Annotated in this window: 30 protein-coding genes; 14 read left to right on the top strand and 16 right to left on the bottom strand. The window is 69.3% G+C overall.

Annotated elements, in window-relative coordinates; genetic code table 11:
• Window positions 1–72: 72 nt before the first annotated feature.
• Window positions 73–600 (top strand): very short patch repair endonuclease, encoded by a 528-nt coding sequence (locus tag OIE12_RS12110; protein ID WP_329134612.1) that lies wholly within the window; start codon window positions 73–75, stop codon window positions 598–600.
• Here the strand turns inward: OIE12_RS12110 and OIE12_RS12115 are convergent.
• From OIE12_RS12115 to OIE12_RS12130, 4 genes are all read right to left on the bottom strand, one after another.
• Window positions 511–1854 (bottom strand): DNA cytosine methyltransferase, encoded by a 1344-nt coding sequence (locus tag OIE12_RS12115; RefSeq protein ID WP_329134614.1) that lies wholly within the window; start codon window positions 1852–1854, stop codon window positions 511–513. The two genes, OIE12_RS12110 and OIE12_RS12115, sit on opposite strands and share 90 nt — an antisense overlap.
• Before the next feature lie 177 nt (window positions 1855–2031).
• Window positions 2032–3846: a DEAD/DEAH box helicase gene (locus OIE12_RS12120; protein ID WP_329134616.1), complete on the bottom strand. Its 1815-nt coding sequence runs from the start codon at window positions 3844–3846 to the stop codon at window positions 2032–2034.
• Complete coding sequence (locus OIE12_RS12125) at window positions 3843–5279, bottom strand: hypothetical protein (RefSeq protein WP_329134618.1); 1437 nt, start codon at window positions 5277–5279, stop codon at window positions 3843–3845. The genes OIE12_RS12120 and OIE12_RS12125 overlap by 4 nt, the downstream gene beginning before the upstream one ends.
• Window positions 5280–5332: 53 nt before the next feature.
• Window positions 5333–6004, bottom strand: coding sequence for a hypothetical protein (locus OIE12_RS12130; RefSeq protein ID WP_329134620.1), 672 nt, complete (start codon window positions 6002–6004; stop codon window positions 5333–5335).
• Window positions 6005–6313: 309 nt separating this feature from the next.
• Between OIE12_RS12130 and OIE12_RS12135 the strand changes: the two genes are divergently transcribed.
• Both OIE12_RS12135 and OIE12_RS12140 read left to right on the top strand, forming a co-directional pair.
• Window positions 6314–7204 (top strand): helix-turn-helix domain-containing protein, encoded by an 891-nt coding sequence (locus OIE12_RS12135; protein ID WP_329134622.1) that lies wholly within the window; start codon window positions 6314–6316, stop codon window positions 7202–7204.
• A 113-nt stretch (window positions 7205–7317) separates the two neighbouring features.
• Window positions 7318–7671: a hypothetical protein gene (locus tag OIE12_RS12140; RefSeq protein ID WP_329134624.1), complete on the top strand. Its 354-nt coding sequence runs from the start codon at window positions 7318–7320 to the stop codon at window positions 7669–7671.
• A gap of 71 nt (window positions 7672–7742) precedes the next feature.
• Here OIE12_RS12140 and OIE12_RS12145 read toward each other — a convergent pair whose 3' ends face one another.
• Window positions 7743–8372: an ATP-binding protein gene (locus OIE12_RS12145; RefSeq protein ID WP_329134626.1), complete on the bottom strand. Its 630-nt coding sequence runs from the start codon at window positions 8370–8372 to the stop codon at window positions 7743–7745.
• Between the two features lie 217 nt (window positions 8373–8589).
• On the opposite strand from OIE12_RS12145, the gene OIE12_RS12150 reads away from it, so the two are divergent.
• Together OIE12_RS12150 and OIE12_RS12155 are read left to right on the top strand one after the other, a co-directional pair.
• The gene (locus tag OIE12_RS12150; RefSeq protein WP_329134628.1) at window positions 8590–9435 is read left to right on the top strand and encodes a helix-turn-helix domain-containing protein; all 846 of its coding nucleotides are present in this window, start codon (window positions 8590–8592) and stop codon (window positions 9433–9435) included.
• Window positions 9436–9660, top strand: a complete 225-nt coding sequence (locus OIE12_RS12155; RefSeq protein WP_329134630.1) for a DUF397 domain-containing protein — start codon at window positions 9436–9438, stop codon at window positions 9658–9660.
• Between the two features lie 70 nt (window positions 9661–9730).
• On the opposite strand, the gene OIE12_RS12160 is transcribed toward OIE12_RS12155, so the two are convergent.
• Together OIE12_RS12160 and OIE12_RS12165 are read right to left on the bottom strand one after the other, a co-directional pair.
• Complete coding sequence (locus OIE12_RS12160; RefSeq protein WP_329134631.1) at window positions 9731–10135, bottom strand: helix-turn-helix domain-containing protein; 405 nt, start codon at window positions 10133–10135, stop codon at window positions 9731–9733.
• 809 nt (window positions 10136–10944) lie between these two features.
• Complete coding sequence (locus tag OIE12_RS12165) at window positions 10945–11274, bottom strand: hypothetical protein (RefSeq protein ID WP_329141880.1); 330 nt, start codon at window positions 11272–11274, stop codon at window positions 10945–10947.
• A 193-nt stretch (window positions 11275–11467) separates the two neighbouring features.
• Here OIE12_RS12165 and OIE12_RS12170 point away from each other — a divergent pair, with 193 nt between their 5' ends.
• The 3 genes from OIE12_RS12170 to OIE12_RS12180 all read left to right on the top strand — a co-directional run bounded on the left by OIE12_RS12170 (window position 11468) and on the right by OIE12_RS12180 (window position 13662).
• The gene (locus OIE12_RS12170; protein WP_329134633.1) at window positions 11468–11968 is read left to right on the top strand and encodes a TetR/AcrR family transcriptional regulator; all 501 of its coding nucleotides are present in this window, start codon (window positions 11468–11470) and stop codon (window positions 11966–11968) included.
• 13 nt (window positions 11969–11981) lie between these two features.
• Window positions 11982–12332 carry a hypothetical protein gene (locus tag OIE12_RS12175; RefSeq protein ID WP_329134635.1) on the top strand — a complete coding sequence of 117 codons (351 nt, stop codon included), beginning with the start codon at window positions 11982–11984 and terminating at the stop codon, window positions 12330–12332.
• 166 nt (window positions 12333–12498) lie between these two features.
• The gene (locus OIE12_RS12180; protein ID WP_329134636.1) at window positions 12499–13662 is read left to right on the top strand and encodes a 4-hydroxybenzoate 3-monooxygenase; all 1164 of its coding nucleotides are present in this window, start codon (window positions 12499–12501) and stop codon (window positions 13660–13662) included.
• Window positions 13663–13734: 72 nt separating this feature from the next.
• On the opposite strand, the gene OIE12_RS12185 is transcribed toward OIE12_RS12180, so the two are convergent.
• Window positions 13735–14517: an alpha/beta hydrolase gene (locus OIE12_RS12185; RefSeq protein ID WP_329134638.1), complete on the bottom strand. Its 783-nt coding sequence runs from the start codon at window positions 14515–14517 to the stop codon at window positions 13735–13737.
• Window positions 14518–15087: 570 nt separating this feature from the next.
• Window positions 15088–15363 carry a hypothetical protein gene (locus tag OIE12_RS12190; RefSeq protein ID WP_329134640.1) on the bottom strand — a complete coding sequence of 92 codons (276 nt, stop codon included), beginning with the start codon at window positions 15361–15363 and terminating at the stop codon, window positions 15088–15090.
• Between the two features lie 268 nt (window positions 15364–15631).
• Here OIE12_RS12190 and OIE12_RS12195 point away from each other — a divergent pair, with 268 nt between their 5' ends.
• Window positions 15632–16021: a VOC family protein gene (locus tag OIE12_RS12195; RefSeq protein ID WP_329134642.1), complete on the top strand. Its 390-nt coding sequence runs from the start codon at window positions 15632–15634 to the stop codon at window positions 16019–16021.
• 108 nt (window positions 16022–16129) lie between these two features.
• On the opposite strand, the gene OIE12_RS12200 is transcribed toward OIE12_RS12195, so the two are convergent.
• Window positions 16130–17026, bottom strand: a complete 897-nt coding sequence (locus tag OIE12_RS12200) for a LysR family transcriptional regulator (protein ID WP_329134644.1) — start codon at window positions 17024–17026, stop codon at window positions 16130–16132.
• 122 nt (window positions 17027–17148) lie between these two features.
• On the opposite strand from OIE12_RS12200, the gene OIE12_RS12205 reads away from it, so the two are divergent.
• The 3 genes from OIE12_RS12205 (at window position 17149) to OIE12_RS12215 (ending at window position 19543) form a co-directional block, all read left to right on the top strand.
• On the top strand, window positions 17149–17658 hold the full coding sequence (locus OIE12_RS12205) for a nuclear transport factor 2 family protein (protein WP_329134646.1): 510 nt from the start codon (window positions 17149–17151) through the stop codon (window positions 17656–17658).
• 304 nt (window positions 17659–17962) lie between these two features.
• A complete protein-coding gene (locus tag OIE12_RS12210; protein ID WP_329141881.1) occupies window positions 17963–18475 on the top strand; it encodes a cupin domain-containing protein in 513 nt (170 codons plus the stop codon).
• Window positions 18476–18658: 183 nt separating this feature from the next.
• Window positions 18659–19543, top strand: a complete 885-nt coding sequence (locus tag OIE12_RS12215; protein WP_329134648.1) for a PhzF family phenazine biosynthesis isomerase — start codon at window positions 18659–18661, stop codon at window positions 19541–19543.
• A gap of 36 nt (window positions 19544–19579) precedes the next feature.
• On the opposite strand, the gene OIE12_RS12220 is transcribed toward OIE12_RS12215, so the two are convergent.
• The 4 genes from OIE12_RS12220 to OIE12_RS12235 form a co-directional block, all read right to left on the bottom strand.
• Window positions 19580–20419: a CPBP family intramembrane glutamic endopeptidase gene (locus OIE12_RS12220; RefSeq protein ID WP_329134650.1), complete on the bottom strand. Its 840-nt coding sequence runs from the start codon at window positions 20417–20419 to the stop codon at window positions 19580–19582.
• A gap of 272 nt (window positions 20420–20691) precedes the next feature.
• On the bottom strand, window positions 20692–21198 hold the full coding sequence (locus OIE12_RS12225) for a hypothetical protein (RefSeq protein WP_329134652.1): 507 nt from the start codon (window positions 21196–21198) through the stop codon (window positions 20692–20694).
• Between the two features lie 32 nt (window positions 21199–21230).
• A complete protein-coding gene (locus tag OIE12_RS12230) occupies window positions 21231–21722 on the bottom strand; it encodes a DUF2267 domain-containing protein (RefSeq protein WP_329134654.1) in 492 nt (163 codons plus the stop codon).
• Window positions 21723–21860: 138 nt separating this feature from the next.
• Window positions 21861–22280, bottom strand: a complete 420-nt coding sequence (locus OIE12_RS12235; RefSeq protein WP_329134656.1) for an Hsp20/alpha crystallin family protein — start codon at window positions 22278–22280, stop codon at window positions 21861–21863.
• Window positions 22281–22516: 236 nt separating this feature from the next.
• Between OIE12_RS12235 and OIE12_RS12240 the strand changes: the two genes are divergently transcribed.
• Window positions 22517–22822: a hypothetical protein gene (locus OIE12_RS12240; protein WP_329134658.1), complete on the top strand. Its 306-nt coding sequence runs from the start codon at window positions 22517–22519 to the stop codon at window positions 22820–22822.
• A 44-nt stretch (window positions 22823–22866) separates the two neighbouring features.
• On the opposite strand, the gene OIE12_RS12245 is transcribed toward OIE12_RS12240, so the two are convergent.
• On the bottom strand, window positions 22867–23883 hold the full coding sequence (locus OIE12_RS12245) for a GlxA family transcriptional regulator (protein ID WP_329134659.1): 1017 nt from the start codon (window positions 23881–23883) through the stop codon (window positions 22867–22869).
• A gap of 290 nt (window positions 23884–24173) precedes the next feature.
• Here OIE12_RS12245 and OIE12_RS12250 point away from each other — a divergent pair, with 290 nt between their 5' ends.
• Window positions 24174–24632 (top strand): hypothetical protein, encoded by a 459-nt coding sequence (locus OIE12_RS12250; RefSeq protein WP_329141883.1) that lies wholly within the window; start codon window positions 24174–24176, stop codon window positions 24630–24632.
• A 6-nt stretch (window positions 24633–24638) separates the two neighbouring features.
• On the opposite strand, the gene OIE12_RS12255 is transcribed toward OIE12_RS12250, so the two are convergent.
• Complete coding sequence (locus tag OIE12_RS12255) at window positions 24639–25103, bottom strand: hypothetical protein (protein WP_329134662.1); 465 nt, start codon at window positions 25101–25103, stop codon at window positions 24639–24641.
• Window positions 25104–25119: the final 16 nt, after the last annotated feature.

Here is a 25119-nt window from a genome sequence, read left to right on the forward strand (position 1 = left end):
AATGACCTCACGCAGCGCGTGCTAGGCAGCGCTCCTCGGCGGGCAAGGAGTGAGCTAGTCGGCTTCCCAAGCATGTGCCTGCCAGCCAACCGCAGGACTACCCTCTGCGGTGTGCCAGAAGATCTCGCGTGGGAAGCGCCAGAGGGGTCCTGGGCCTCATCCGCGGCCCGGCGCCGCAACATGCAGGCGATCCGCAGCCGGGACACGAAGCCCGAGCGGCTGATCCGGCGCCTGGTGCACGCCAAGGGTCTGCGTTACCGCGTCGCTGCCCGCCCTCTCGGAGATCTGCGTCGGACGGCGGACCTAGTTTTCCGTCCGACAAAGGTCGCCGTCTTCATAGACGGCTGCTACTGGCACGGATGCCCGGAGCATTACGTGCCCCCGAAGACGAACTCCGGTTACTGGTCGGACAAGGTTCTGCGCAATGTCGAGCGCGACCGGGACACCGACCGCAAACTGGCCGAGGCCGGTTGGCTCGTGCTCCGTTTCTGGGAGCACGAGCCGTCTGACTCATGCGCTCAGAAGATCGCTGACACCGTTCTTTCGCGGCGTGCCAGCCTGGCCGCTCCGCGAAACGGGAATTTCCAACTGTCCGACTGAGTCAAGCTGCGGGGCCCCCAGGTCAGAATCCATGATGTAGTCCTTCAAAAGTTCCTCACGGTGCTCAGGGCGCAGAATGGCCGCGATCGCCCGGCCAACGGCCTCGGCTACCGGCGGCGGGAACGCGTTTCCCACCTGCCGGTAGCGCGCGGTCTTCTTGCCCTGGAATTTCCAGCCGCGCGGGAATCCCTGAATGATGGCGGCCTGCTCGACGGTCAGCATCGGTCCGGCATCCCGGAAGAGATCCCGTTCCGGATCGCACTCTCCCCGGTCGTTGGCGACCCCCATAGCGTTGACGCCCAAAGCCCCCCACGCCCGCTTGGCCCGCGTAGGTCCGAGGTCAGCTCCGCCATGCTTCCGTGAGCCGCCTACCAAGGTCGGCGCGACTCCCCGCCCAGCTGCTGCTGCCTTCTCCGCGTCCTCCAGCCAGTCATCGAAGACGTTCTTGCCGGTCCGGTCCCCCGGCCCGGCGGGCTCGCCCCACTTGTTCTTGTCCCAGAAGTCCCGGCAGCGCTCCTTCATGGTCTTCTCAAGCACCCGCGCCACAGTGGCCTCTTCTTCATCCAGGCGGACAGGCCATGAGAATTCCGAACCGTCACCGGAAAGGTAGTCTTCATGAATCGCTACAAGAATCGCCCTGGGACGCAGTTGCGGAACGCCGAAGTCTTTGGCATCCAGCCGGCGCCAGACCTTCCGCATCTCCACATCCTGACGCGCAGGCGTCCACCCCGGCCTCATCTGAGGAACAGAGTAACCAAGTTCCCTCAGGCCCTCCAGAATCTCCTCGCGGTATTTGATGAAAACCTCTGGAGGCTCCAGGATTCCTCGCACGTTCTCAATCATCACCGCCTTGGGGCGGAGTTCCCTGATGATTTCCAGGGCGGCAGGGAAGAGGTCACGCTCATCGTCTTTTCCGAGTTGCTTACCCGCCAAGGAGAACGGAGGGCACGGAACGCCCCCCGCGAGCAGATCGAGATCACCCGGGTTCAACTTCAGATTCCGATACTCGTCCGATTTCAGGAATTCCTTGACATCCATCGGGCGAAGATCGTTGGCGCGCCTGGCATTCCAGCCGGGCCATCCAGCCACATTCGCGCTCAACGTCTCAACAGCGCTTGGCTCCCACTCAACGAGGGAGAGGTGGTCAAAGCCGGCGTTGTGGAGCCCAACGGCTTGCCCGCCGGCCCCCGCGCAGATCTCGATCGAGGTCAGTGGCGAGGCGAACTGCGGGCGCTTCCGGCCGTTGGCGCGCATGGCGCTCCTCCTGGTATCACTCACGGTGTGGTTCCATCAAGCGACCGTAGGTAGTCAGCGGTCTCTTGACACCAAGAGTCTCCCATTTCCGCATCGTCGCGGCGGCAACGGTGAGCGGGCCCAGCCGAAACCCGGCCCAGCCAGATCAAGCTGAGCCGGGAGACCAAAACACAGAACCTACCTAGTGCCCATGTGCCGGAGCAAGACCTCGATGTCGCTCGGTGCCAGCCCCGCAGCGACAGACGGTTCCTCTTCAAGATCGGCAAGCTGCTGCACAGTGGGGTCGTCCAGGATGCGGCCCATGAACTCTAGCTTCTGGTCGAGACGTACCTCCACCACCTGGTCCACGGTGTCCCGCGCCGCGAGAACCGTCACCCTCGTGTCCGTGCCCGGTGCCAGGCCAAGGCGATGAATCCGGTCCAAACTCTGCAGGAAGCGCCCTGCCATGAAGTCGCGATCAACGTAGACGGCATCGTGACAGACGTGATGGAGGCTGATCCCCTCGCCGAGCGTGGCGGGGTTGGAGATCAGCACCATGCAGCTCGGATCCTCGCGGAAGCGGCGCAGCTGCTCCTCACGGTCCACCGTGCCCCCGTAGACGACGGCAGGACCGTACTTCTCCAGCATCCGTTCCAAGGTCGTCAGGCTTCGGACGAACGTCGTCCAAACCAGCGTCTTGCGGCCCTGGGCAGCGTTCTCGGCAACGATCGTCACCGCCTCTTTGTACTTCGGCGACAGCTCGTAATCCGGCAGGTCCTGCATCAGCGAGTACAGGGAGCTGCCCTGCGGGATATCGAGCGGCGGGAGCTGGTACGCCAGGGGCTCATACCGGCTGCCACCCTCAAGGAGCAGGGCCGGACTCGTGGCCGCCATCAACAGCCGGAGCGCCGTCTTTCCAAGCGCACTGAGGTCGTCCCTCGCCGTGCCGTTGTTCATACCGCCGACCAGTGAGGCGTAGATCTCCTTGTGCAGTGGCGGCAGGTCGACGTAACGCATCCGCAGTTGCATGGGCGGCAGGCCCAGCTCCTGCTTGGTGGTCCTCGTGAACAATGGACGCAGCACGGAACTGGCATAAGCCAGGTCCCCTCCGGCCACGGCCTGGACCACCGTGCGCTGCCCGTGACCGGGCCACACGAAGCCCAGCAGGTTCTCCAGGTCCTTGGAACCGTTCGGGGCCGGCGTTCCGGTAAGAATCATCCGCCGTGTCGCGAGGGGCCCCAGTGCCATGCAGGCGGCACCGTACGTGCCCCGGGCGCCGAGCTTCATCCTGTGCGCCTCATCGAGGAGGATCATGGAAGGTGCGGCCTTCAGCCAGTTGGCAAGCCTGGGAAGCGAACGGTCCAGCCGCTCGTAGTTGACGATCAGCACCTCGGCCCACTGGTCCATCGACCCATCGAGGACGTGCGTGCGCAGCGGGTATCGGAGGCACACCGCCGTCTCGTAACGCCAGGACTCGTAGGCTGACTTCGGGCAGACCACCAGGAGGCGGCTCACCTTGCCCTGTTCCTTCTGGGCCGCGTACACCGCCAGACCCACTCGGGTCTTCCCCGCGCCCGGCACGCTGAAGTTCGCTCCGTGCTGGAGCGAAAGGAGCTTGGCGATGTCACGTCGCTGGAACTCGCTGAGTTCTGCCTGCCAGGTGTCCCCCAGCAGATGCGGCACCTGCTCCGGAGCCACCTCCCCGTGCGAGTCGGCACCGGCGAGCCGCGCCTTGACGGTGTTGGCGTCCTGGACGACGCCGGCCACGAGGTCGCGCAGTTCCGGTGCCCATTCGACTCCGGAGTGATGCGGCCATGCGCTGAGAGCCCCCAGGTTGGCCAGCAGCTCATCGAGAGCGACCGAGACACTGAGGGGGCCCAGTTGGCCACCCGTGCGGAACCGGGCGGCCAACTGGACGAGGTCCTGACTGTATTCGTCAGTGGTCCTCAGGATGACCTGGGTCCGCGTCTCGTCGAATCCGAGACGCAGGGAGGTTCCGGTCGAGTCCGTCACTGCGAGTCCTCCGAGGACACTGCCCTGAGCAGCCAGGTCACCCCGTCACCGGGGCTGGGCAGCCCCCGGCCGGCCTGCTGCGCGAGCTTGCGCATGCTCGCCCGCAGCTTCAGCACCGCTTCGTCGAAGGCCTCTTCATCCAGGCTCCGGGAGGTACGGGCCTGCACCAGGTCCATCACGCACTGGTCGATGCTCGCGCTCGCCTCCGCAAGGCGCGCCGGCGCGAGCTGCTTGCGCTTGCGCAGCCGTGCGCTGCGCCCTGCGGACTCGATCGCCTCGTCGAACGCCTTCTTGGCGTCATCGAGGACGGTCTGCTCCTTCTCCTTGTCACTGTCGGCCAGACCCCCTCCCTTACTGCGCACGGCAGCGGCAGCCCTCAGAAGCTGATCGTTGAGCGCCCGGGCCGCCGAGACGGCCGAGGAGGCACCCGGGACCGTCAGTCCCAGCCCGGGAATGGACACGGCGTCCTCGACCCCCGTGCCGGACGCCTCAGTCCTGAGCGGGGCAGGGAGCGTGTGAGCCAGGTAGTCCTCCTTCAGGAAGTCCTCGTCGATGTGCCGGACGTCCGTCTTGGAGAAATCGAGAAGGATCGCCGCCAGCCGCCATTCCTTGAGAACGTCCGCCTGGTCCCGGTCGACGCTCTCCAGCTTCACGTACAGCCGGTGAAGCTCCTTCAGCCGCTCCTGCGCTCCCTCCCAGTCGACCAGCCTCAGCGCTACGCCCCCGCCGCTCTTGCTGCGGTCGATCAGCTCCTTGATCGTGCTGAGGATCCACCGCTCCTGGTGATACGTCTTCACCTGGATCCGGAATGCCTTGGCGATCTGCTCAGGCGTCCTGCCCAGCGACGCCTGCTCCTCCATGGCGAGCAGCCGGTTGATGTAGGTGTAGTCGCGGCGGTGATCCATACGCAGCTGGAGCGACAACTCGACCGCGTTGATTTCCGCCCAGGTGAACGACTCGGGGAGCACACCCACGCGCATCGTCTGCTCGCGGAGCTCCCGCAGCGCGACGGCACGCGTGTTGCCGTTCACCAGCACGCCCTGGTGCGTGACGAGGCCCGGATCGTTCTGCCCGAACTGCTCCAGGCTGTCCTTGAGCTTGTCGAAGTCAGGGTCACGCAGGTTGGGATCGGTGGGCGACGCCTGAAGGAGAAACGTGAGGTAGTCCTGGCTGTCCCTGCTCCAGGGGTCCTTGTCGAGCGCCTCGTCGGAGTCCGCGTTGTGACTGCGCTGAGCGCGGATCCGGTGCGTCCCCGGGTTGAGGTACAGCCCATCAAGCGGAAGGTCGATCACTTCCACGTTGGCGTTTTGCCCGTTCCAGTCGACCCTGACGGTCTCCCTCGTCCCGCCGGCGGCCTTGGCCTCCTCGACCTTCTTCTTGATCGTTTCGCTGAACTCGGCCGCGCGCGGCGGCGGCGGGAACTCCCGCAGCATTACTTCCCCGTCCCTCTGCGTTCGTGTTGGTCGTTCGTCTTCGCTGTTTCTGCTCAGCTGTCCGCGTCACTGGGTGCATCGGCATCGTCGAGCGCACCGGCGACGGCCTTGCGGGCTTCTTCAGGCAGGGTCCGGTAAAGGCCCCACAGCTTGTCGATCGGCTCCGGCGTCCGCTGGTCAGCCGCGATCCAGCCGGCCAGGATCCGCCGCTCCATCGAGGACAGGTCCTCTACGAGCTCAAGCAGCGCCCCCAGGTCCACCTCACGGTCGGTGCTGCCCGAACCACAGCGCTTGCACTCGGTGACGAGCTGATACTCCTCCGACCCGTCGGCCAACAGCACCTTGCGGCGGGCGATGTTGAGTACGGCCTGCGTGAGGTCGTCGTCCCCGTACGCCTCACCGGCCGCGATGCCGCAGGACCGGCAGAGGTAGCTGTCGCCCTCGAACGTCTTCTGCCGCTGCGCCGCCGTAAGGCCGTTCTTGTGCTTAGGCCCCTTCGCCTGGCCGGGGATCCAGACTTCCGCACCACGGGAGACGAACCGCTGCTCATCCTGCTTGAGCGACGGGTCGTCACGGCTCGTGTCGATACGCCAGCCGCGGTCGCGCAGATCCCTGATCCGCCGGTCGATCTGTGCAACGTCCGGGAAGGCGGTGCGCAGATCGGCCTTCGTGAAGATGCCGTCTTCCTTCACCTCGGTGAGGAGCCACAGTGCTGCACGCACCATGCTTCCCACCTTCCGGTTCCCATCCGTCTTCTTCTGCCACGACGGCAGCGTCATTAGCGCCCTCCAGATCGCTCGCATCGCATACCGCCTTGAATGCGCACATCAAGAACAAACGGCATGCAAGTGGAATACGCCCCCCACTGGCTGGCGGTTCCAACGATCTCCAGTCTTCCACTACGACCCGAATGCGCGTCCAGCCCTAGAACGCTTGCTCTGGAATTAGCAAGAACAGCGCCCGCAACCACGGGCACAATGGCGGCATCACACAAGCAGGCTGACGGTGCATCGGCAGCCGAAACGGGGAGCAGCATGGCGCGCAGCGGATCCACGGCAGGCCGGGTTACCTGGGCAGACAAGACGTTCCGCAGCGACGTGCGCCCGCACATGCGGAACCTCGCCGAGGCCTTGCAACTGCTCTGTCGACACCTGGTTGCACGTCAGTCCGGCACAGGAAAGCGCACCGGTCGGCGGCTCACTCAAGCGAAAGCCGCCGAACGCATCCACTGCTGCGAGAGTTCTTTGTCCAGGTATCTGAGCGGACAATCCATGCCACACCTGCAGATAATCGAGAAGCTCTACCTGGAAGCCAGTCGCGATGCTGGCGGGGAGCACCGCGTGGAGACGACCCTCGATGCGCTGACACTGCTGCACAAGGAAGCGGAAGCGGAACGGCACCGTCTCGGAGATGAAGAACTGGCCGCCGAGGTCGATGCCATGGCCGAACAGCTCAAGGCAGTGGACGCCGAGCGCACGGCTCTCCGCAAGGAGGTAGCGGGGCTGAAGACGGCGGTTGAGGAACTCAAGGCCAGCGAAGCCGGCTTGCGAGCGCGTCTGGCGGCGCAGACGGCGCCGGGTCCGCTGCCGGTCCCCCGCCGCAGGGGGGACCGGCAGCGGATGCGGCGGGACATTGCCGCCGTACGCAACCTTGCCGTCCGGGCCGCAGAGCTCGACGCGGGCGGCCGGGCGGAAGCCGCGCTCAGGCTGCTACGCCGCTCCGCCGATGAGGTCCTCAATCCCCTGGAGACAGCGGGACTGCTGCTGCTGCTTCGCCAGCAGCAGCACAACGACCTCGCCGAGAACTTGATCCACGTCTATGGTCGCGACCAGGGCCGCGAAGACGTACTGAACGTGGCGCTCTCCCTGCACGAGCAGGGGGCGCCTGACGACGCCGGCGCGGTACTGCACGCGGCACTGGACTGAACGCCGGCAGCGAGGCCAAGGACGAATCACGATGGTCACCGTGCGCAGGCCGCCGGTACGGTCGGTCAATCGGATGGCCGCACCGGCGGCCGTCGCGTCTAGAGAGCGATCCCGTGACCAGTCAGCAAGCGACAACGACACTGTGGCGTCCCACGGGCCCCAAGGAGCTGCAGCTGGTGCGCGAGCTGAACTGGCGCGCTTGGCCGCCCCGGCTCCCCGAGCAGCCGATTTTCTACCCAGTTCTCAACGAGGACTACGCCGTGAAGATCGCGCGAGACTGGAACGTCAAGCACGACGGTGCCGGCTTCGTCACCCGGTTCGACGTCGAGTCCGACTTCCTGCGCAGGTACCCAGTCCAGCAGGCAGGCGGGAAGACCATCCTTGAGCTGTGGGTACCTGCTGAGGAGCTTGCGGAGTTCAACGCTCACATCGTGGGTGAGATCCAGTTGGTGCACGAGTTCCACTGAGCCGACGGGACACTCGCTGTCTGGCGGGCACACGGCCGGCCAGCGGGAGGCGGTGATGCCGTCATCCCCGATCAGGCTGCCTCCGTCTCGGCCTCGTAATGCATCTGGGCCCGGTCCAGCACGTCATCCGGGTCCAGGCCGCGTGCGGATGTCCAGTGCAACAGGTCGGCGATCAGCTCCACGGCTGACTCCTCCAGGACCACTTCGCCCCGTCGCCCGAGCAGCGTGGCCCCGATGCGTTCCTGATAGGACTCCAGCGCCTCGACGGCGCGCTTCACGCGCAGGCACGCGGTCTCGGAGCCCAGCTCGATTTCGCACCACACCGCCTTGCCGAGAGCCGTGACAACGGTCCCCCAGTCCACCGCCATCGCGGCGAGCATGTGCAGACCTCGACCGCACTCCGCGTTGCAGTCCGCGGTACGCAGAGCGGGCAACGACTGGCTCTTGTCGTGCATCTCGACGCGCAGCCTCTCGCGCTTCCACTCCAGGATCAGGGTGGCCGGCGTTCCCTCTCCGACGTGCTTGATGACGTTCGTTGCCAATTCCGTGACGACGAGCTGTGTCTCGTCACCTCCCGACGGCACACCCCACTGCCCGAGCTGTGCGGAGGCGGCGTGCCGCAGCAGGCTCACCTGTTCCGGCAGGGCCTCGAAGGGCAGAACACAGCGGTGCTGACGGTCCCTGGTGTCGATACCGGGCATGAACGACTCTCCCTCCCGCGCCACGCACCCGCTGCGCCCGCCGTATCCATACGGCTGCGTTGCGTAGCTGCCTGCCAAGGAGAATGACACAGAGAAGTCTCGCTGTGTAACTTCTCACGAGCCTCTATCGAGTGAATCCCGTAGTGAGCGGGCTGCCGCGCTGCCTAGCCTGTTCAGGCCCCGAGCGGCTGCCCGGGTTATGCGCTGGAGGAGCCTCATGTCCGTAAGGACCACCACACGTCGTCGTCAACTCGGAGCGGTGCTGCGCAAGTTGCGTGCCCGCAAGGGCATGACGCTCGAAGAAGCCGGCGCGCTGGTCGGGGTGTCGAAGGCGACGGTCAGCCGGTACGAGACGCAGGCGGGGCCGGTGAAGTGGATCGTCGTCGATGCGCTGTGCCGTGAGTACGGGGCGACGGACGCCGAACGTGAGGCGGTTGTGCGCATGGCCAAGGACGCCAAGCAGCAGGGGTGGTGGAGTTCGTTCGCCGACTCGATCCCGGAGAGCATGAACGCGCTGCTCACACTGGAGGACGAGGCAGTCCGCGAGGATCACTTCTCCTGTGTCTACGTTCCCGGCCTGCTCCAGACCCGCGCGTACAGTACCGCCCTTCAGAAGGCGAACGAGGTCCCGCTGGAGCCGGCCGAGATCGAACGGCTGGTGGACATCCGCATGAAACGGCAGGAAATCCTTACCCGGCCAAAGCCGCCTCGCCTGTGGGCGATCCTCGATGAGTCCGTGATCCGCCGGGTCGTCGGATCACCGGAGACGATGAGGGAACAGCTCGACCGGCTCCTCGAAGCGAACGAGTCCCCTCACATCACGCTCCAGGTACTGCCGTTCGCCAAGGGAGCCCACTCCGCCGCCCTCGGCAGCTTCGTAACCCTCGGCGGCACCGAGCCAACCCTCGATGTCGTCTACGTCGACTTCCACACCGGCTCGCTCTTCATGGAGACGGACGAGGAACTGGAGCGATACAGACTTGCGTTCGAGTACCTCCGCGCACAAGCGTTGGACATGGAGGCCTCCTCCGCCCTGATCCACCGCGCGCGCAAGGAGTTGTAGATGCCCGGCCCTTCTCCCGCCCCTCACGAACTCACATGGTTCAAGTCGTCGTACAGCGGCGGCAACACCACGGAGTGCGTGGAGTGTGCGCCCGCCAACGACGGCATGCGTATACGCGACTCGAAAGTTGGAGACGAGCTTGTCATCGGGGTCCAGCAGAAGGCTTGGGCCAACTTCTTGGCATCAATCTCCGGAAGCAAGCTGGCAAGTGTCAGCGATCTGTAAGCGCCGAAGCCCTTCGCGCGGACGACGGCGCAGCGTCTGAGCCCGGGATTCGGCGGGGTCCTCCCGGGTCTCAGGCCCCGTCGTCGGACCCGTCAGCCTCGTCGGCCTTCTCGTCGTTCCCGCCGTCGATGACCGTCAGGTCCGTGCGCGGACCGGCGTACGGGTCCGGCGTGCCGGCGGGGATGTTCTGGACGGCCTGACCCTGCGCCGCCCCGTTGCCGTTGAAGACGAAGTCGGGGCGGATGCGCCAGTTCCGGCCCTCGGGGTAGATGAAGCCCTGCGAGGCGAGCTGCTTCAGGCTGCGCGAGACCGACGCCTGCGACATGCCCACCTGCTCCGCGAACTTCGTCTGGCTCTCGACGAGGACGAGGCCGTGGTCCTTGCGGTTCTGCAGGGCGCACATCTTGTGGAACAGCCGGTACGCGCTGGCGCTGAGATCGGCGTCGGCGAGGGCGTTGTGTGCGGCGTATCCCATCGTGGTGAAGCCTCCTCCCCTGAACCAGAGGGTGTGCGCGGCTGAGACCGACGAGTGAACGGTGAAGTCGTTCACCTCACCCGTCTTCTTGTTCACGGTCTCGATCCGGGTCATTCGCCGCGCCGCCCGCACAGGGTACCCCCAAGGGTGAATGAGGAGCATGCAGCGCTGACTGAGATGTGCCAGCGCTGACGTTTTCGATCCAGTGCTGGATAGAGTAGCGCATTCATTCAGTTATGAATGAGATTATGCGGATGCGTATCGACGGCGCCGCGTTCTCGCACGTCAGAGGGCCGGCCGCCGTCCTCCGTCTTGATAAGCAAAGGGGCCCGCCGTACCTCTGCCCCTGGGGCATCTGGCGGGCCGCCGTGATCAGCTCCCCGGTCGTGCGGGGTGCTCGTCGTCTACGAGATGGCGTGGCTGATGCCGGTCCGGGGCTGAGCGAGGCACACGTGGCGGGTGGTCGTTCGGCGCACCCGGCGTCGTGGCGGGCTTTCGTGGGTTGCGGCTCCGTGCCGTGCGTGCACTGAGCGCCGGGTTACAGGGCACCGGGGCCGCCCGGGGCTTGGATGATGGCGGTTGCGGGACGAGCGTCAAGAGCGCCCTTCGGGCGTCGGCTGCGCCGATTTCGCTGCGCTGCACTCTTGACTCTCGCCCCTCCACCGCGGAGAGCCGTATGGCCGGGCGGCCCGAAGGGAGGCGGCGGGGATGCCTCGCGGGTGGTGCTCGCCGTTGCCGGGTGCGGGGGTGTGGGGTGGCGGGGCTGTGGGTGCGTGGCCCTTCATCGTCGCCGGGTGCGAGGGTGTCGGTCAGTGGGGCTTGGTGGCGTTCTGCTCTTGCAGGAGGCGGAGCAGCACCTCCGCCTCCGTGCGGAGGCGGGTCGCTCGGTCGGTGTGGGTGGGGGACGTGAGTTGGGCGGCGGCTTCGAGGCGTTCGGTGGCTTCGGACCGGACGATGCGCGCCGTCTCGTCCTCGGTCAGTTCGCGGCGTGGTGCCTCGGTGGCGCCGGCGCCGGTCGGGGACTGTTCGATGGCCGGGCCGTGGGTGGCGGTTGCGTCCACGAGGACCGCTTCCGCGTTGTCCAGTGCGGCGAGTGTCGACCGGAGGGCGCTCACCGCGGCCTTGTCGCGGGCGCGCATCGCTTCGGGGAGGGCCTGGCGCATACGGAGGCGTAGGGACATGAGGGGGACTTTAGGGGCGGGGGTTCGGGGGCTACAACGGGGTTCGCCGGGGGTGGGTTCCGGTCGGTGCGGGGCCGTTCCCGGTGGAGGGCCCGGGATTGAGGAACGATTGTTCTTGACTGATCGTTCCTTAACTGGCTACCGTGGTGGCATGGGCAGGCCGAGAGCGTTTGACGAGGATGAGGCCGTGCGTGCCGCCGTGGGGCTTTTCGGTGGGCGTGCGTATGACGGTGTGTCCGTCGACGATCTCGTCACCCACCTCGGCGTGCACCGCAACAGCCTGTACAAGACGTTCGGCAGCAAGCGCGGTCTGTATCTGATCGCGTTGCGGCGTCATCTCGCCGATGACGTAAGGCCGTTGGTCGACGCTCTTGCCGGTGCGTCGGACGCCGCGGGCGCGCTGCGGCTCGTCACGTCGGCCGACCTCCGGCTGCTGCTGCTCGCGGCGGTCGAACGCGCACCGGTCGACGAGGAGGTCGCCGCCGAGGTGACGGCCGCGCTGGCCGCCGTCGACCGGGCGATCGCCGACGCCCTCGGCATCCCCGCCGACCTGGCCGCCGCCCTCACCGCCGCCGCGCTGGGCATCCTCCTGCGCGGCAACCCCGACAGCGCCGTCACCGCACTGACCCGGCACCTCGACCCACTCCCCTGAGAGGGACAACGACATGGCACTGATACGCATCGACGGCGACGACCTGATCGTCATGATCGAGGGTCTCGACAAGCTCTGGTCCTTCAAGAGCAGTCTGACCATCCCGCTGGCCAACGTCCGCGGGGCGACCGCCGATCCCGGTATCGCCACCGAGCCCAAGGGACTCCGCGCCCCGGGCTCCCACCTGCCCGGGGTGATCACCGCCGGCACGTTCCACCAGGACGGCGAGAAGGTCTTCTGGGACGTCAGGGACCCGGCGAAGGCCGTCGTGATCGAACTCGCCGACGAGCGGTACGCGCGCCTCGTGCTCCAGGTCGACGACCCCCGCGCGGCCGTCGCCCTGGTCGAGAGCGCCCTCGTGTGACGACGCCGTCAGACGTTTCACATATCCGCAGCGGTTGTCCCGTTCCTGCTTGACCCTCGCCGCACCGCGGCTACGGTGACAGTGATTGGTATGACCTTTTGCGTATGGGGGGGGATTCACGGTGCCGTTATCCCAGCTGTCCCAGCGGTCCCAGCGGACTCAGGTAGTGATCGTCGGAGCCGGGCCGGCCGGTCTGGTGCTCGGGAACGTGTTGCGGGCCGCGGACGTCGGCTGCGTGATCCTGGAGCGGCAGGCCCGCGTCCACGTGGAGCAGCGCGGCCGGGCGGGGTTCCTCGCACCGGCCGGCGTCCGTGTCCTCGACGAGCACGGGCTGGCCGGCGGGCTGCTCGCGAAGGGGCAGTCCCACGGGACGTGCGCGTTCCGCGGCGAGCACGGGCAGTTCGAGCTGAACTACGGCGAGCTGGGGCAGCGGGAGGTCCACACCGTGTACCCGCAGCAGTTCCTGGTGACCGACCTGATCGCCGAGTTCCTGGACCGGGGCGGGGACATCCGGTTCGGCACGACGGTCACCGGGATGCACGGCCTCGACGGCGACAGCCCGTCCGTCGACTGCCTGGGCCCCGACGGGGACGCGTACCGGCTCTCCGGGGCGTACGTGGCCGGGTGCGACGGCCAACGCGGGGCCGCGCTGCGGGCGTTGCCGGACGGGGCGGCCCGGTCCTTCCGCCGCTATCACGGCGTGACGTGGCTGGCGCTGCTGGCGCAGGCGCCGCCGAGCATGGAGGCGGTGACCTACGCGGTGCACGACCGCGGGTTCGCGGGCCACATGGCGCGCACCGCCACGGTCACCCGGTTCTACCTCCAGGTGCCCCGCGGGGAGGACCCCGGGGAGTGGAGCGACGCGCGGATCTGGGACGAGCTGGGGACCAGGATGCGCACCGAGGAGTACGGGCCACTGCGCGAGGGGCCGATCCTGGAACGGACGACCGTGGACCTGAGTTCGGCGGTCAGCGTCCCCATGCAGTACGGGCGGCTGTTCCTGGCGGGTGACTCCGCCGGACTGATCAGCCCGTCGGCCGCCAAGGGCGCCAACCTCGCCATCATGACGGCGCGGACGCTGGCCGCGGCCCTGACCGACGCGCTGACCAGGGACGACGAGCGCGGGCTCGTCGGGTACTCCGACGCGTGTCTGCCGCGCATCTGGCACGCACAGGAGTTCTCGCACTGGATGATCGACCTGCTGCACGGTCCGGCGGGGGACGGCGAGGACGCCGTCTTCCTGCGCCGGCTCCAGCGTGCGCGGCTGCTGAGCCTGCGGGACCGGCGCAGCCACCAGGATCATTTCGCCGAGAACTACGTGGGCATCTGAGACGGGTCCCGTCCCCCGGATCCGGCAGGCCGGGGGACGGGTCCTTGGGCTACTTCAGATGGCGGGTTCGGACTACTTCAGGTGGCGGGTGAAGAAGTGGGCCGCCCCCTCCCCCGCGAACTGCGGGACGCCCGTGTGGCCGCCCATGTTGGCGTGCAGTGACTTCTCCTTGGAGCCGAAGGCGTCGAAGAGGTCCAGGGCGGCCTGGCGGTCGTTGCCCTCGTCGTCCCACTGGAGCAGGACGTGCAGCGGGATGGTGACCCGCCGCGCCTCGTCGAACATGACGCGCGGCACGAGGCTTCCGGCGAAGAGGCCGGCGGCCACGATGCGCGGCTCGACCACCGCCAGCCGGATCCCGAGGGAGATCACTCCGCCCGAGTAGCCGACCGGGCCGCCGATCCCGGGCAGCGACAGCGCGGCGTCCAGCAGGGCCTGCCATTCCGGGACGGCCTTCTCGACGAGCGGGAGGACGAGCGCGTCGATGATCTCGTCGGCGACCGGCTCACCGGCCTGCATGACCCGGCGCAGCTCGGCGCGGGCCTGCTCGGCGGCGGGCCAACGGGGCCGCTCGCCGCAGCCGGGGAGTTCGATGGTGGCCGAGGCGAAGCCGTCCGCCGCGGCGTGCCGGGCCCGGGCCGCCAGGCGGGGGTACATCCGGTTCAGTCCGAGGGTGGGGTGGCCGAGCAGGATCAGCGGGACCGGTGCGGAGGCGGTTGCGGCGGCGGGCGTCCACAGGATGCCGGGGATGCCGTCGAGGGTGAACTCGCGCTCGAGGACGTCGGTGGCGCTGCCGTTGCTGTCGCCGTTTCCGTGGCTGTTGCCGTCGTCGAGGCGGCGTTCGGAGGTGAAGTGCATGGTCGTGCCCTTTCGGGAGTGCGCGTGTACGGCGCTCCCGGGCGACGACCTATCGCCCGACCGTGACCCCGGAGGGGAGCACCCATGTCGAAACGTTCACGGGTACCACCTCCTCGTTCTTCGGCACGGCCTCGGCGGAGAAGCTAGCAGGGGGCGGCGCGGGGGCGCCAACGGGTTTTCCCCAAAGGCTCCGGACGGCTGTGACAGGACCAAGACCTCGTGAGGGATCGGCTGTGACCCGGCCGGAGATAGAAATGTCGCAGACCGCACGCACCGCACGCACCGCACGCACCGCGCTCAGCGCAGCACCGCTCAGCACTCGTCCAGGGGGACACCATGAAGACGGCGAACCTGGCCATCAGCGCCGCGAACGCCTCGCCCGACGGGACCGAGGGCCGGATCAACGTCGGCGCCTACACCAACGTCAAGCTCTACCCCACCCACACCACGAAGTAGGGTCCACGCGCGCCGAGGGCCGCACCTCCGCTGCGGGGGGTGCGGCCCTCGGTGATGTCCGGCGTCAGGCATCCGACGGCGGGCGCCGGACCGGACTGTGCCGAACCGTGCCGGTTACGGGTGCGTGGGTGCCTGGTCCTTGATGTCGAGGACCCACAGCTCCCATAACCCGTCGTTGTACCAGCAGAAGTAGTTCTGGTAGCCGTTCGCGAGGTACTCCAGTCCGTCCCTCTCGCACTCGCGGTAGTCCGTGGTCCCCCCGACCACGTAGTAACCCCAGTTGGCGGGCGGCGAGTCGGCGGCCGCCGAGCCGGCGCTCAGCGGTACAACGGCTGCGGCGGCACCGACCACCATGGCGGCGGCAGCGATACGGGATCGCCACGACTTCATACGTCTCTCCCTTACGAACGGTGCCGCACCGAACGGCACCGAACCGGCCGCCGGTCACCGGCTCCTGTGAGGTCTGCGGGAGGTAAGACGGGTGATCCACTACGTGCGTTCGGGGTGGCTGGGGATTTTTTCCGTGGCGCCGTGACCGAGCCCCCGGATCGCTCGTCGTCCCGCGCCCTCGAGTCACTACGATGGGGCGTGGCATCGCGTGCCGGTCATCGGTCGGGTGAGGCATGGAGGTGCCGGGAGATGCCTGTGGAGGCATTCTTTGGCCGTCGAGTTGAATCACACGATCGTTCACGCCCGGGACAACCGGGAGTCCGCCGAGTTCTTCGCGGGGCTGCTGGGGCTCGAAATCAGTGGTGAGTGGGGGCCGTTCGTCGCCGTCGCGTTGAGCAACGGTGTCACCCTGGACTTCGCCACCGTTCCCGGGGACGACATCGCACCCCAGCACTACGCGTTCCTCGTCTCCGAGGAGGAGTTCGACCTGGCCTACGCGCAGATCAGGGAGCGTGGCATCGAGCACTACGCCGATCCGCACCGGCGGCAGCCCGGCGCGATCAACCGCAACGACGGTGGGCGCGGGGTGTACTTCATGGATCCGGCGGGGCACGCCATGGAGCTCATCACCGTGCCCTACGGCGGTTGGCCGGCTTAGTACTCCAGCAGCGGATCATGCCGACACCGCCAGGCCGTCACCCGCCGCTGCCACTACCGAGAACGCAGCTCAGGACACGGAACGCTGCCGGCGTACTGAATCCGGCATTCACCGCGGCGGCTGCCGTGTTGTCCCACGGCCGTGGATCAACGTGTCGGCTGCCTCCGCGAAGGCGCGGACGCGCGCGGTGTGACGGTCAGTCGGCCAGACCAGGACCCATTCCAGGGCGGGTGCGTCGCTGATGGGGAGGTAGATGATGTCGGGGCGCGCGTAGTAGCGGCGGGCGTGGGCGCCGGCGGGGAGGGTGCCCTGTCCGGCGCCCACGAGGGTGAGTGCCTCCTGGAACGTCCCGGCCGTCGGATCTGCGCGGGCAGGAGGGGCGTCGGCCGGCCGGGGCGGAATCGCGGTGTGACCCGGAAGTCGTACCAAGGGAACACGCGTCAAGTCGGCGGCCAGGACGCTCTCGCGGCGGGCGAAGGGGTGGCCGACGGGCACCGCGAGCACTTGCGCCTCCCGTACCAGGACCGGACCGTGGGTCAGGTCGGGATCGTCGACGGGCAGGGTGGTCAGCCCGAGGTCCACCTCTCCCGAGCGGATCCGTCTCAGCATCTGGTCGGCCTGCAGTTCCCGGATGCGCACCTCGCAGTCGGGCGCCCGCTCGCGGAAAATCTGCGTCACGCCGGTCAGGAGCTGCGCGGCGGCGGCACTGGCGAAGGCGACATGCAGGGCTCCTGACAGGCCGCGCCCCGTCTCGATCGCGCGCTGCACCGCGGCCCTCAAGCCGTCCCAGGCGGGCAGGAGCTCGTCGTACAGCTGCCGCCCCACCGTGGTGAGCGAGACACGACGGCTGGTTCGGTGGAACAGCGGTACGCCCACCCTCCGCTCCAGCTTCCGGACGGTCTGGCTGACGCGGGCGGTGGATATGCGCAACTTCGCGGCGGTGCGGCCGAAGTGCAGCTCCTCCGCGAGTGTCAGGAACGCTTCCACCTCGTGCCGCTCGATCACGCACTCCTCCATCGTTAAGCCTGAGTTCACGATCATTGCGCAGACGGGCGTTGGTTGCCGGCCGCCGCGGCAGCAGAGTGGGTGACGTCGAACACGACGTCGCCCGGCAAGTGGAGGATGACATGGACGCCGGTACCACCTTCGCTCTGGCCGCACCCCTTGGCGACACCGCCGCCGTTGTCGCCGAACTGCGCGACCGCGCCGAGATCGCTGATGCTCTCCACCGGTTCGCTGCGGGGCAGGACCTGAAGGACAGAGACCTGTTCGCCTCGGCGTTCACCGCCGACGCGGAGCTGGACTTCCGCCCGGCCGCGGCGCGTTGGGGTGGCAAGCCGCCCGTGATGAGCGGCCGGGACACCATCGTCAGCACGATCCTGGCCATGTTCACGGGAAGGGTGGACACCACTCACCAGGTCACCAACGTGCGCGTCAGCATCGATGGGGACGCCGCCCGCCTCACCGCGCTGGTCGAGGCCCAGCACGTGCTCATCGGCGCCCCGGACACACACGCGCTGCTGAAGAACCCCTACACCGTCGACCTGGTCCGCGACGACGGCCGGTGGCTCATCCGCCGGCTGCACATCGCGAACACCTGGCTCACCGGCGACCCGCTCGCGATCTTCGGCGCCTGACCGCAGCAGGTCGCCGGCGTCCCGACCCGTGCGGGACACGGCCCCACAGCACATGAACACCGGCCCCACAGCACACGAACACCGGCCCCGCAGCACCACGGAAGAAGGACACGACATGAAGCACTCCGACATCGGCGGAACGGGCCGCACCGGCCGCGGAACCGGCCGGCCACCGACGGCGGCCGGGCACCGGACGCAGCCGCACGCCCGCCCCGCCGCCGTGGACCCGCACAGCGGCCATGGCCCGTCCGAAGCAATGGCCGGCGCGTCCGAGGCGCCCACCGGGGACCTGCACGTCGACCACATGCCTGCCGAGGCGCCGCCCGCCGCGCCGTTCCCACCGCTGTTGACGCGCCACGCGGAAGCCGAGACCTGCGCCGACCCCAGCAGTGTGATGACGCTGCTCGCCGACTCGGACGCCACGGCCGACGGCTTCACCAGCTACCGGTCCACTTTCGCCAAGGGAGCCATGGGGGCACCCGCGCACTTCCACACCAAGGCGACCGAGCTGTTCTTCGTCATCAGCGGAACCCTGCAAGTACTGGTGGGCGAGGAGGTCACCGTCCTGGAAGCGGGTGACTTCCTGGCAGTGCCCCCGCACACCCCGCACGCCTTCACCGCGGCACTCGGCTGTGAAGCCGACGTCCTGTTCGTCTTCACTCCGGGCCTGGGCCGGTTCGACTACCTGCGCCTGCTCGGCCGGGTGATGCGCGGCGAGTCGGACGCGAAGGAGATCGCCGAATCGGCGGAACGGTTCGACAACCACTACGTCGACAGCCCCGTCTGGCGCTCTGTCCTGGAAACGTCGACGACCTGATCGACCACACCGTCCGTGTCCGGCTTGCCCGGCCCTCGCGGTGACTCGCCGCCGCCGAACCCTTCTACCTCGAAGGGCTCGGCCCGGACGGCCGTAGTCGGACCGGTCGTCGGCGTGTGCCGTGCCGGTGCCGACGCAAGGCGGCCAGGAATAGCCGCGCCCCGGCCCCGTGTTGGTGCTCGCATGACGACGCGTGCGGTGGGGCCCGAGGTGTTGCGGTATACCGCGTTCTCCAGTGATCCCGGCGGGGGGAATCCCGCCGGTGTCGTGCTCGATGCCGGCGGGATGGACGACGAGGCCATGCTCGCCGTCGCCGCGCGGCTCGGGTACTCGGAGTCGGCGTTCCTGACCCCGGGGCAGGGCGAACGGGCTTACCGTATCCGGTACTTCAGTCCGAAGGCCGAGGTGTCGTTCTGCGGGCACGCCACCGTGGCGGCGGCCCTCGCGCTCGCCGAGCGGATCGGCCCCGGCGAGGTGGTGTTCGCGACGCCCGCCGGTGACGTACCGGTGGAGGTGCGGGCGGCCGGGGCGGACGGGGAGGTCAGGGCCACGCTCACCAGCGTCGAGCCGTACGTCGAGGAGGTCGACGGGGCCGATCTCGCCGAGGCGCTGGCCGCGCTGGACTGGCCGGCCGGTGATCTCGACCCGGCCTTCCCGCCTCGCATCGCGTTCGCCGGTGCCCGTCACCTCGTGCTCGCGGCGGCGACCCGGGCGCGTCTGGCCGACCTCGACTACGACTTCGCGCGCCTCGAAACGCTGATGCACCGACTCGACCTGACCACCGTCCAGTTGGTGTGGCGGGAGTCGGCCACCGTCTTCCACGTCCGCGATCCGTTCCCCGTCGGCGGCGTCGTCGAGGACCCGGCGACCGGGGCCGCGGCGGCCGCGTTCGGGGCGTACGCGCGTGAGTTCGGCCTGGTGCCGGACGACGCGGTCCTCACCCTGCGGCAGGGCGAGGACCTTGGCCGGCCCGGCGAGCTGACGGTGACGCTGCGGGCGGGCGACCCGCGGGTGCGGGTCGGTGGTGCGGGGGCTCGTATCGGCGGTGGTGCGGAGGGCTCGTACTAGCCGTGCGGGCGGGGCCCGTGGCGGCGGTGGAGGCGGTCAGGTTCGCAGTGCCGCGGCGGGTTCCGCGCGCTTCGGGTCGTAGCCCAGGCGGCCCCTCGTCGCGGCCAGCAGGACGACCGCGACGACGGTCGAGGCGATGAGGAACACGTGGGTCGTGGAGTGCAGCCGCGGGAACATGTCGGACCAGGCGATCGAGAAGTAGTTGTTGACGCCGGTGTGCAGCAGCATCGCCAGCGGCAGGCTCTCGTGGGTGCGGTTGAAGACCCAGGTCATCACGATGCTGAAGGTGAGCGTGGTGACCATGAACTCCAGCGGTTCGGTCCAGGTCACGTCCGGCCAGCCGCCCCAGTCGCTCAGGAACAGCGGCAGGTGCCAGGCGCCCCACAGCGGGCCGAGGATCAGGGTGCCGACCAGCGGACCGTGCCGGCGTTGCAGGCGAGGGGTGGCGAAGTCGCGCCAGCCGGGCTCCTCGGCGAGGCCGGTGGTGACCATCTGCAGGATAAGGCCGGGGAGGTACGCGGCCAGGACCGTGGCGGACGGCATGACGGGGCCCCGGTCGCCGAGGGCGGCGGAGGTGACGGTCAGCGCGGCCGGGACGGCCACGATGATCCCCGCGTACCAGCGCCGGCTCATCCGCCACTTGGCGAACCGGCCCAGCCAGAGGCGCAGTCCGGGCCGGCCGTCCGCGACCGCGGTGACGACGAACGCCGACAGGATGGGGCCGAGGTAGGCGCCCGGCAGGACGCCCAGGAGCTGGGTGGTGCCGAGGGCGGACGGGAACGAGTAGTGCCAGACGCCGAGGCCGTTCTCGGAGAGGATGTACGGCGTCCAGGCCACCCAGCTCAGTGCGAACGCGAGGGTGAAGAACCAGGTCATGGGGCGGCGGCGGATGCTGCCGCGGAGGCCGCGGAGGCCGCGGAGGCCTTGGGGCTCGCGGGGCTGGTGGGGGCCGCGGGGCTGGGGGGTCCGTGCCGCGTGGGTGCCTGGGCTGTGGTGGGGGGCTGAGGTGGTCACCGCGAGGTCCCTTCGGGGGTGGCTGGGGCGATGCCTCAAGCACACCAGCGGCGCCCTTCCGGATCACTCCCGCGCGGGCCCGGAGTGCGGGTACAGCAGGCCGTACCACGCCCGTACGGCGGACCCCCGGTGCGTCACCAGTGGGGGTGTACGAAGGGGGCGACCCGGGAGTCCAGCCAGAGCAGGGCCGCCCAGGTCAGCAGCGCGAGGGTGACCGTCGCGGCCAGGACCGGCACGGCGTTCCGCACGGCCCGTTTCCCGGTACCGCCGGTGCGGCGCAGTACGGCCCGGGTGGCGCCCCAGGCGGCGAGCGCGACCACGGGGAAGCCGAAGAGGAGCAGCGGCAGCTCCAGGTAGAGCAGGCTGAGATCCCGCTCCCCTTCGAAGGCACCGCTCACGCCGGGACCGGCACCGTGGAGCCAGGTGAAGAAGCCGGTGGCGCCGGCGGCCAACGCGAGCACGCAGCCGGCGAAGTCGGGTCCGGTGTCGGTGTCGGGGCCGGTGGCCGAGCCGGAGGCGTCCGGCCCGGCCCGTCCGGCCCGCCCGGCCTGCCCGGTGTCTGCGTCTGCGTACACGCCGGTGTCGGTGTCGGTGTCGGTGTCGGTGTCGGTGTCGTCGGCAGGGTTGGTCCGCTCGTACATGCCCGTACGGACGCCTCCGGCCGGTGGTTGGTTCAGGCCGCCCGCAGCAGCTGGGGGCGGCCGAACAGCAGCGCGTAGCCCGAGGGAAGCCCGGCCAGGACGTCATCGACGATCTCCTCGCCCACCACCTGCGGCAGGACGCCCAGGACGGAGCTGACGTCCCAGCGGGCCGTGGCCGGGGTCGCGCCCTCGAGGCGGGCCGCGACGTAGTCCACGAACTCGGCGGCCGTCAGCGGACGGGTCACCGGGATCTGCGCGGCGATCAGCCGGGCCGCCCGCTCGGGGAGGCTCCGGGCGAGGACGACCCTCTCCTCACCGGTCACATGGCCGCCGAACGCGGAGAGCACGGTGCGGGTGATCCGCTCCGCCTCCTTCGCGGTGGCGTACTGGCCGGACTCCCGTACCGCGTCGATCAGTTGCTCCCAGGTGCGGTCCGCCGTCGTCCGGGCGGGGGCCGACGGGGCGGGCTCCGGGCGGACGGCGGGCTGCGCGGGGACGGTGGTCAGCGTGGTCGGCGTGGTCATGCTGCGGGTTCTCCTCCGTGTTCGGTTGTCGGTGCACTTGTGCCCCGGTCTCGCTCGGACATGAGTGCGGCCGGATGTGACGTGGGGCGGCCCACGGCCCGCGGCCCCAGGGGGTCGGGCCGCGGGCCGGGGGCGCTCTCAGGCGTCGAGCTGCTTGCGCGGGCCGCCCGCGATCTGGATCCGGCGGGGCTTGGCCTGCTCGGCGATCGGGATGCGGAGCGTGAGGACGCCGCTGTCGTACGAGGCGTCGATGCGCTCGGTGTCGAGGGTGTCGCCGAGGAAGAGCTGCCGGGTGAAGGTGCCGGTGGGCCGCTCGGCGGCGATGACCTCGGCGTCCTTCGGCGCGGGGGACCGGCGCTCGGCACGGACGCTCAGGACGTTGCGTTCGATGTCCAGCTCGACGGTCTCGGGGTCGATGCCCGGCAGGTCGAAGTGGACGATCACGTCGTGACCGGTCCGGTAGGCGTCCATCCGCATTCCCGCGGGACGTCCTGCGGTGCCGAAGACCTGCTCCGCGAGGCGGTCGAAGTCACGGAAGGGGTCGGTGCGCATGAGCATCACGGGTCACTCCTTTTCTCAGCTTCCTGGGTGCGATGCCCTACGACTTCTTATATAGCGGAGAGGAGGAAGTTTGACAACCTCCGGCTCAACTTGCGTCATGGCTACGCGCTCACCTGCCTTTTCGAGGGCGTCCGAAAACGTTCCGGGAACGTCCGGGGGACGTCCGGGGCCGCCCGGTGGCGCGTCCGTGTCGGGGGTTAGCCTCAGGGGGTTGACGGACTTGGGAGGCAGTGGTGGTGAAGGTTCCGGCCGCGGCGGTTGCCGCGAGCGGGCTCGTCGGTGGGTACGCCGTGGCGCGGTGGACGAAGAAGCGGCCGCTCGGCGGGGCCGTGCTCGCCGTCGCGGGGGCCGCGGCGGCGGAGCAGTGGCGGCGGCAGGCCGGGGGCAGGGCGGCGGGCGCGTTGAGCGCCGCGTACGTCGCCGCGTTCGCCGGGTCGCATCCACTGGCGAAGAAGGTCGGCGCCTGGCCGGCCGTCTTCGGGGTCGCGGGTGCGGTCGCGCTGGCGTCGTGGGCGGTGGCCGACCGCAAGGCGGCCTGAGCGGGGCCGCCCTCGGCGGACAGGTGGGCCGCCTCCGGCGGATTTCAGTGCGCGGCGCTTCCGGCCGGGACGGGCGGGGGCGTCGCGTTGTGCGTGTCCCGCGCCGGGTCGTGCGGGGTGCCGCCCTGGAACGCTCTGCGGTAGGCGTACGGGCTGGTGCCGACGACCCGCTTGAAGCGGTCGCGGAACGCCGTCGGGCTTCCGAAGCCCGCCTGGTGGGCGATGCGTTCGACCGGGTGGGTGGTGTTCTCCAGCAGGTACTGGGCGCGGCGGATGCGCGCCCGGTGCAGCCACTGGAGCGGTGTCGTGCCCGTCTGCTCCCGGAAGCGCCGGTTGAGCGTACGGGTGCTGGTGCCTGCCCTGGCGGCGATGTCGTCCAGGGTGAGGTCCTGGTCGGCGTGCTCCTCCAGCCAGGTCAGCAGCGGCTCCATCATCGCCCCGGCCGGGACCGGGGGGCGGGGGTGGACGATGAACTGGGCCTGGCCGCCCTCGCGTTCGAGCGGCATGACGGAGAGGCGGGCGGCATCGGCGGCGACGGCCGAGCCGTAGTCCTTGCGGATCATGTGCAGGCAGAGGTCGAGGGCGGCGGCCGCGCCGGCGGAGGTGAGGAACTGGCCCTCGTCGACGTAGAGGACGTCCGGGTCGACGGTGACGGCCGGGTGGCGTTCGGCGAGGGCCGCGGCGGCGGCCCAGTGCGTGGTGGCGCGGCGGCCGTCGAGGAGGCCGGTCGCCGCGAGGACGAAGGCGCCGACGCAGAAGGAGGCGATGCGGGTGCCGTGGGCGGCTGCGGTGCGGAGCGCTTCGCGGACGGCGGGCGGGAGGGGGAGGGTGGGGTCGGCCTGGCCGGGGAGCAGGATCGTGTCGGCGTCGGCGAGGGCCTCCAGGCCGTGGTGGGCGCGGAGGGTGAACGCGCCGGCGTTCACCTCGGGGGTGGGGGCGCAGACCTTGACGCGGTAGGCGGGGTGGGTGGAGGGGAGGCGGGTGCGGGTGAAGACCTCCAGGGGGGAGGCGAGGTCGAAGGGGATCACCTGGTCCAGGGCGAGGACGGCGAGGGTGTGCATGGGGGGAGGGTAGCGGGGGTGTGGCCGGATGTGGGTGGGGGGGGTCATTCTCGCCAGGGGGTGGGTGCGGGTGGGGTTTTTCGCCCCCGCCGCCCCTACCCTTCCCGTCCCTTCAAGGGGCTTTGCCCCTTGAACCCCGTGGGTTCGATTTCGGGTGCGGGTGGGTGGGGGCTGGTCGCGCAGTTCCCCGCGCCCCTTGAAAGCGCGGCGCCTCGCCCCGGCTGGAATCCGTTGAGGTGTGGCAATCTTGCCGCTGTTGCATGATCCACATACCCGCTTGGCTTCTGCGGGTGAACAAGTTTCTGCTTGCCGTGCATGTGATCGTGGCGATCGTGGCCATTGGGCCCATCACCGTTGCCGCGAGCATGTTTCCGCCCGTTGTCCGTCGTGCGCTCGCCGGGGCGGGGGGTGAGGTGGGCACCCTGCGGTTGTTGCATCGGATCTGTCGGGTGTACGCGGTGGTCGCCGTGGCCGTGCCCGTGTTCGGGATCGCCACGGCGAGCGGCATGGGGGTGCTCGGGGACACGTGGCTGATCGTGTCGATCGTGCTGACGGTGGTCGCGGCCGGTGTGCTCGGTGCGCTGGTGCTGCCTCGGCAGGAGGCGATCCTCGACGGGTTCGACGGCGCCGGCACCGTGGCCGAGCGGGCGGCCGTGCGGCTCGCGATGGTCACCGGGGTCTTCAATCTGCTGTGGGCCGCGGTGACCGTGCTGATGATCGTGCGGCCCGGGTCCACCACGGGCGCCTGACCCCGGTCAGCGGGCGCTCAGCAGCCACTCCTCCGGTCGCTCGGGGCGAAAGCTGCGTGCCACCGCCCCGGTCACCAGGGTGCCCACCACGCCGAGCACCGTGAAGAACCCCCAGGCCAGCGGCCATGCGGAGGCGTCGGGCTCGGGGTGGGTGAGGAACGAGACGAGCATCAGGGCGGCGGGCGGGGCCGCCACCACGGGTACGGTCCAGCCGAGGCCGTCCCTGCGGCCGAAGTACGCGGCGAGCGCGGCCAGGACGACGACGAGGGCGGCGACCCCGGCGACGGTCACCGGGGTCGTCTCCGTGATCGAGCCCGGGGACTCCGCGCGGTTGCGCAGGTCCCAGGGCAGGCAGAGCAGATAGGCCGCCGCGGCGACGCCGGCCCCCAGCAGCCGGGTCAGCAGGCGCTCGGGCGCGGGGCGGTTCCGCAGCGGGGACAGCAGCTTCTCGGTCAGCGGCTTCTCGGTCATGCGTACGAGAGTGCCC

The sequence above is a fragment of the Streptomyces sp. NBC_00670 genome (assembly GCF_036226765.1).
Taxonomy (GTDB): Bacteria; Actinomycetota; Actinomycetes; order Streptomycetales; family Streptomycetaceae; genus Streptomyces.

Coding starts and splice junctions, on each gene's coding strand:
- OIE12_RS12145 (WP_329134626.1), bottom strand. CDS start 8,372: ATGCCCGGTATCGACACCAGGGACCGTCAGCACCGCTGTGTTCTGCCC.
- OIE12_RS12175 (WP_329134635.1), top strand. CDS start 11,982: ATGGCACTGATACGCATCGACGGCGACGACCTGATCGTCATGATCGAG.
- OIE12_RS12185 (WP_329134638.1), bottom strand. CDS start 14,517: ATGCACTTCACCTCCGAACGCCGCCTCGACGACGGCAACAGCCACGGA.
- OIE12_RS12225 (WP_329134652.1), bottom strand. CDS start 21,198: ATGTACGAGCGGACCAACCCTGCCGACGACACCGACACCGACACCGAC.
- OIE12_RS12160 (WP_329134631.1), bottom strand. CDS start 10,135: ATGGGATACGCCGCACACAACGCCCTCGCCGACGCCGATCTCAGCGCC.
- OIE12_RS12190 (WP_329134640.1), bottom strand. CDS start 15,363: ATGAAGTCGTGGCGATCCCGTATCGCTGCCGCCGCCATGGTGGTCGGT.
- OIE12_RS12150 (WP_329134628.1), top strand. CDS start 8,590: ATGTCCGTAAGGACCACCACACGTCGTCGTCAACTCGGAGCGGTGCTG.
- OIE12_RS12215 (WP_329134648.1), top strand. CDS start 18,659: ATGACGACGCGTGCGGTGGGGCCCGAGGTGTTGCGGTATACCGCGTTC.
- OIE12_RS12255 (WP_329134662.1), bottom strand. CDS start 25,103: ATGACCGAGAAGCCGCTGACCGAGAAGCTGCTGTCCCCGCTGCGGAAC.
- OIE12_RS12110 (WP_329134612.1), top strand. CDS start 73: ATGTGCCTGCCAGCCAACCGCAGGACTACCCTCTGCGGTGTGCCAGAA.
- OIE12_RS12135 (WP_329134622.1), top strand. CDS start 6,314: ATGGCGCGCAGCGGATCCACGGCAGGCCGGGTTACCTGGGCAGACAAG.
- OIE12_RS12155 (WP_329134630.1), top strand. CDS start 9,436: ATGCCCGGCCCTTCTCCCGCCCCTCACGAACTCACATGGTTCAAGTCG.
- OIE12_RS12245 (WP_329134659.1), bottom strand. CDS start 23,883: ATGCACACCCTCGCCGTCCTCGCCCTGGACCAGGTGATCCCCTTCGAC.
- OIE12_RS12205 (WP_329134646.1), top strand. CDS start 17,149: ATGGACGCCGGTACCACCTTCGCTCTGGCCGCACCCCTTGGCGACACC.
- OIE12_RS12165 (WP_329141880.1), bottom strand. CDS start 11,274: ATGCGCGCCCGCGACAAGGCCGCGGTGAGCGCCCTCCGGTCGACACTC.
- OIE12_RS12230 (WP_329134654.1), bottom strand. CDS start 21,722: ATGACCACGCCGACCACGCTGACCACCGTCCCCGCGCAGCCCGCCGTC.
- OIE12_RS12125 (WP_329134618.1), bottom strand. CDS start 5,279: ATGCTGCGGGAGTTCCCGCCGCCGCCGCGCGCGGCCGAGTTCAGCGAA.
- OIE12_RS12130 (WP_329134620.1), bottom strand. CDS start 6,004: ATGGTGCGTGCAGCACTGTGGCTCCTCACCGAGGTGAAGGAAGACGGC.
- OIE12_RS12210 (WP_329141881.1), top strand. CDS start 17,963: ATGCCTGCCGAGGCGCCGCCCGCCGCGCCGTTCCCACCGCTGTTGACG.
- OIE12_RS12220 (WP_329134650.1), bottom strand. CDS start 20,419: ATGACCTGGTTCTTCACCCTCGCGTTCGCACTGAGCTGGGTGGCCTGG.
- OIE12_RS12235 (WP_329134656.1), bottom strand. CDS start 22,280: ATGCTCATGCGCACCGACCCCTTCCGTGACTTCGACCGCCTCGCGGAG.
- OIE12_RS12115 (WP_329134614.1), bottom strand. CDS start 1,854: ATGCGCGCCAACGGCCGGAAGCGCCCGCAGTTCGCCTCGCCACTGACC.
- OIE12_RS12170 (WP_329134633.1), top strand. CDS start 11,468: ATGGGCAGGCCGAGAGCGTTTGACGAGGATGAGGCCGTGCGTGCCGCC.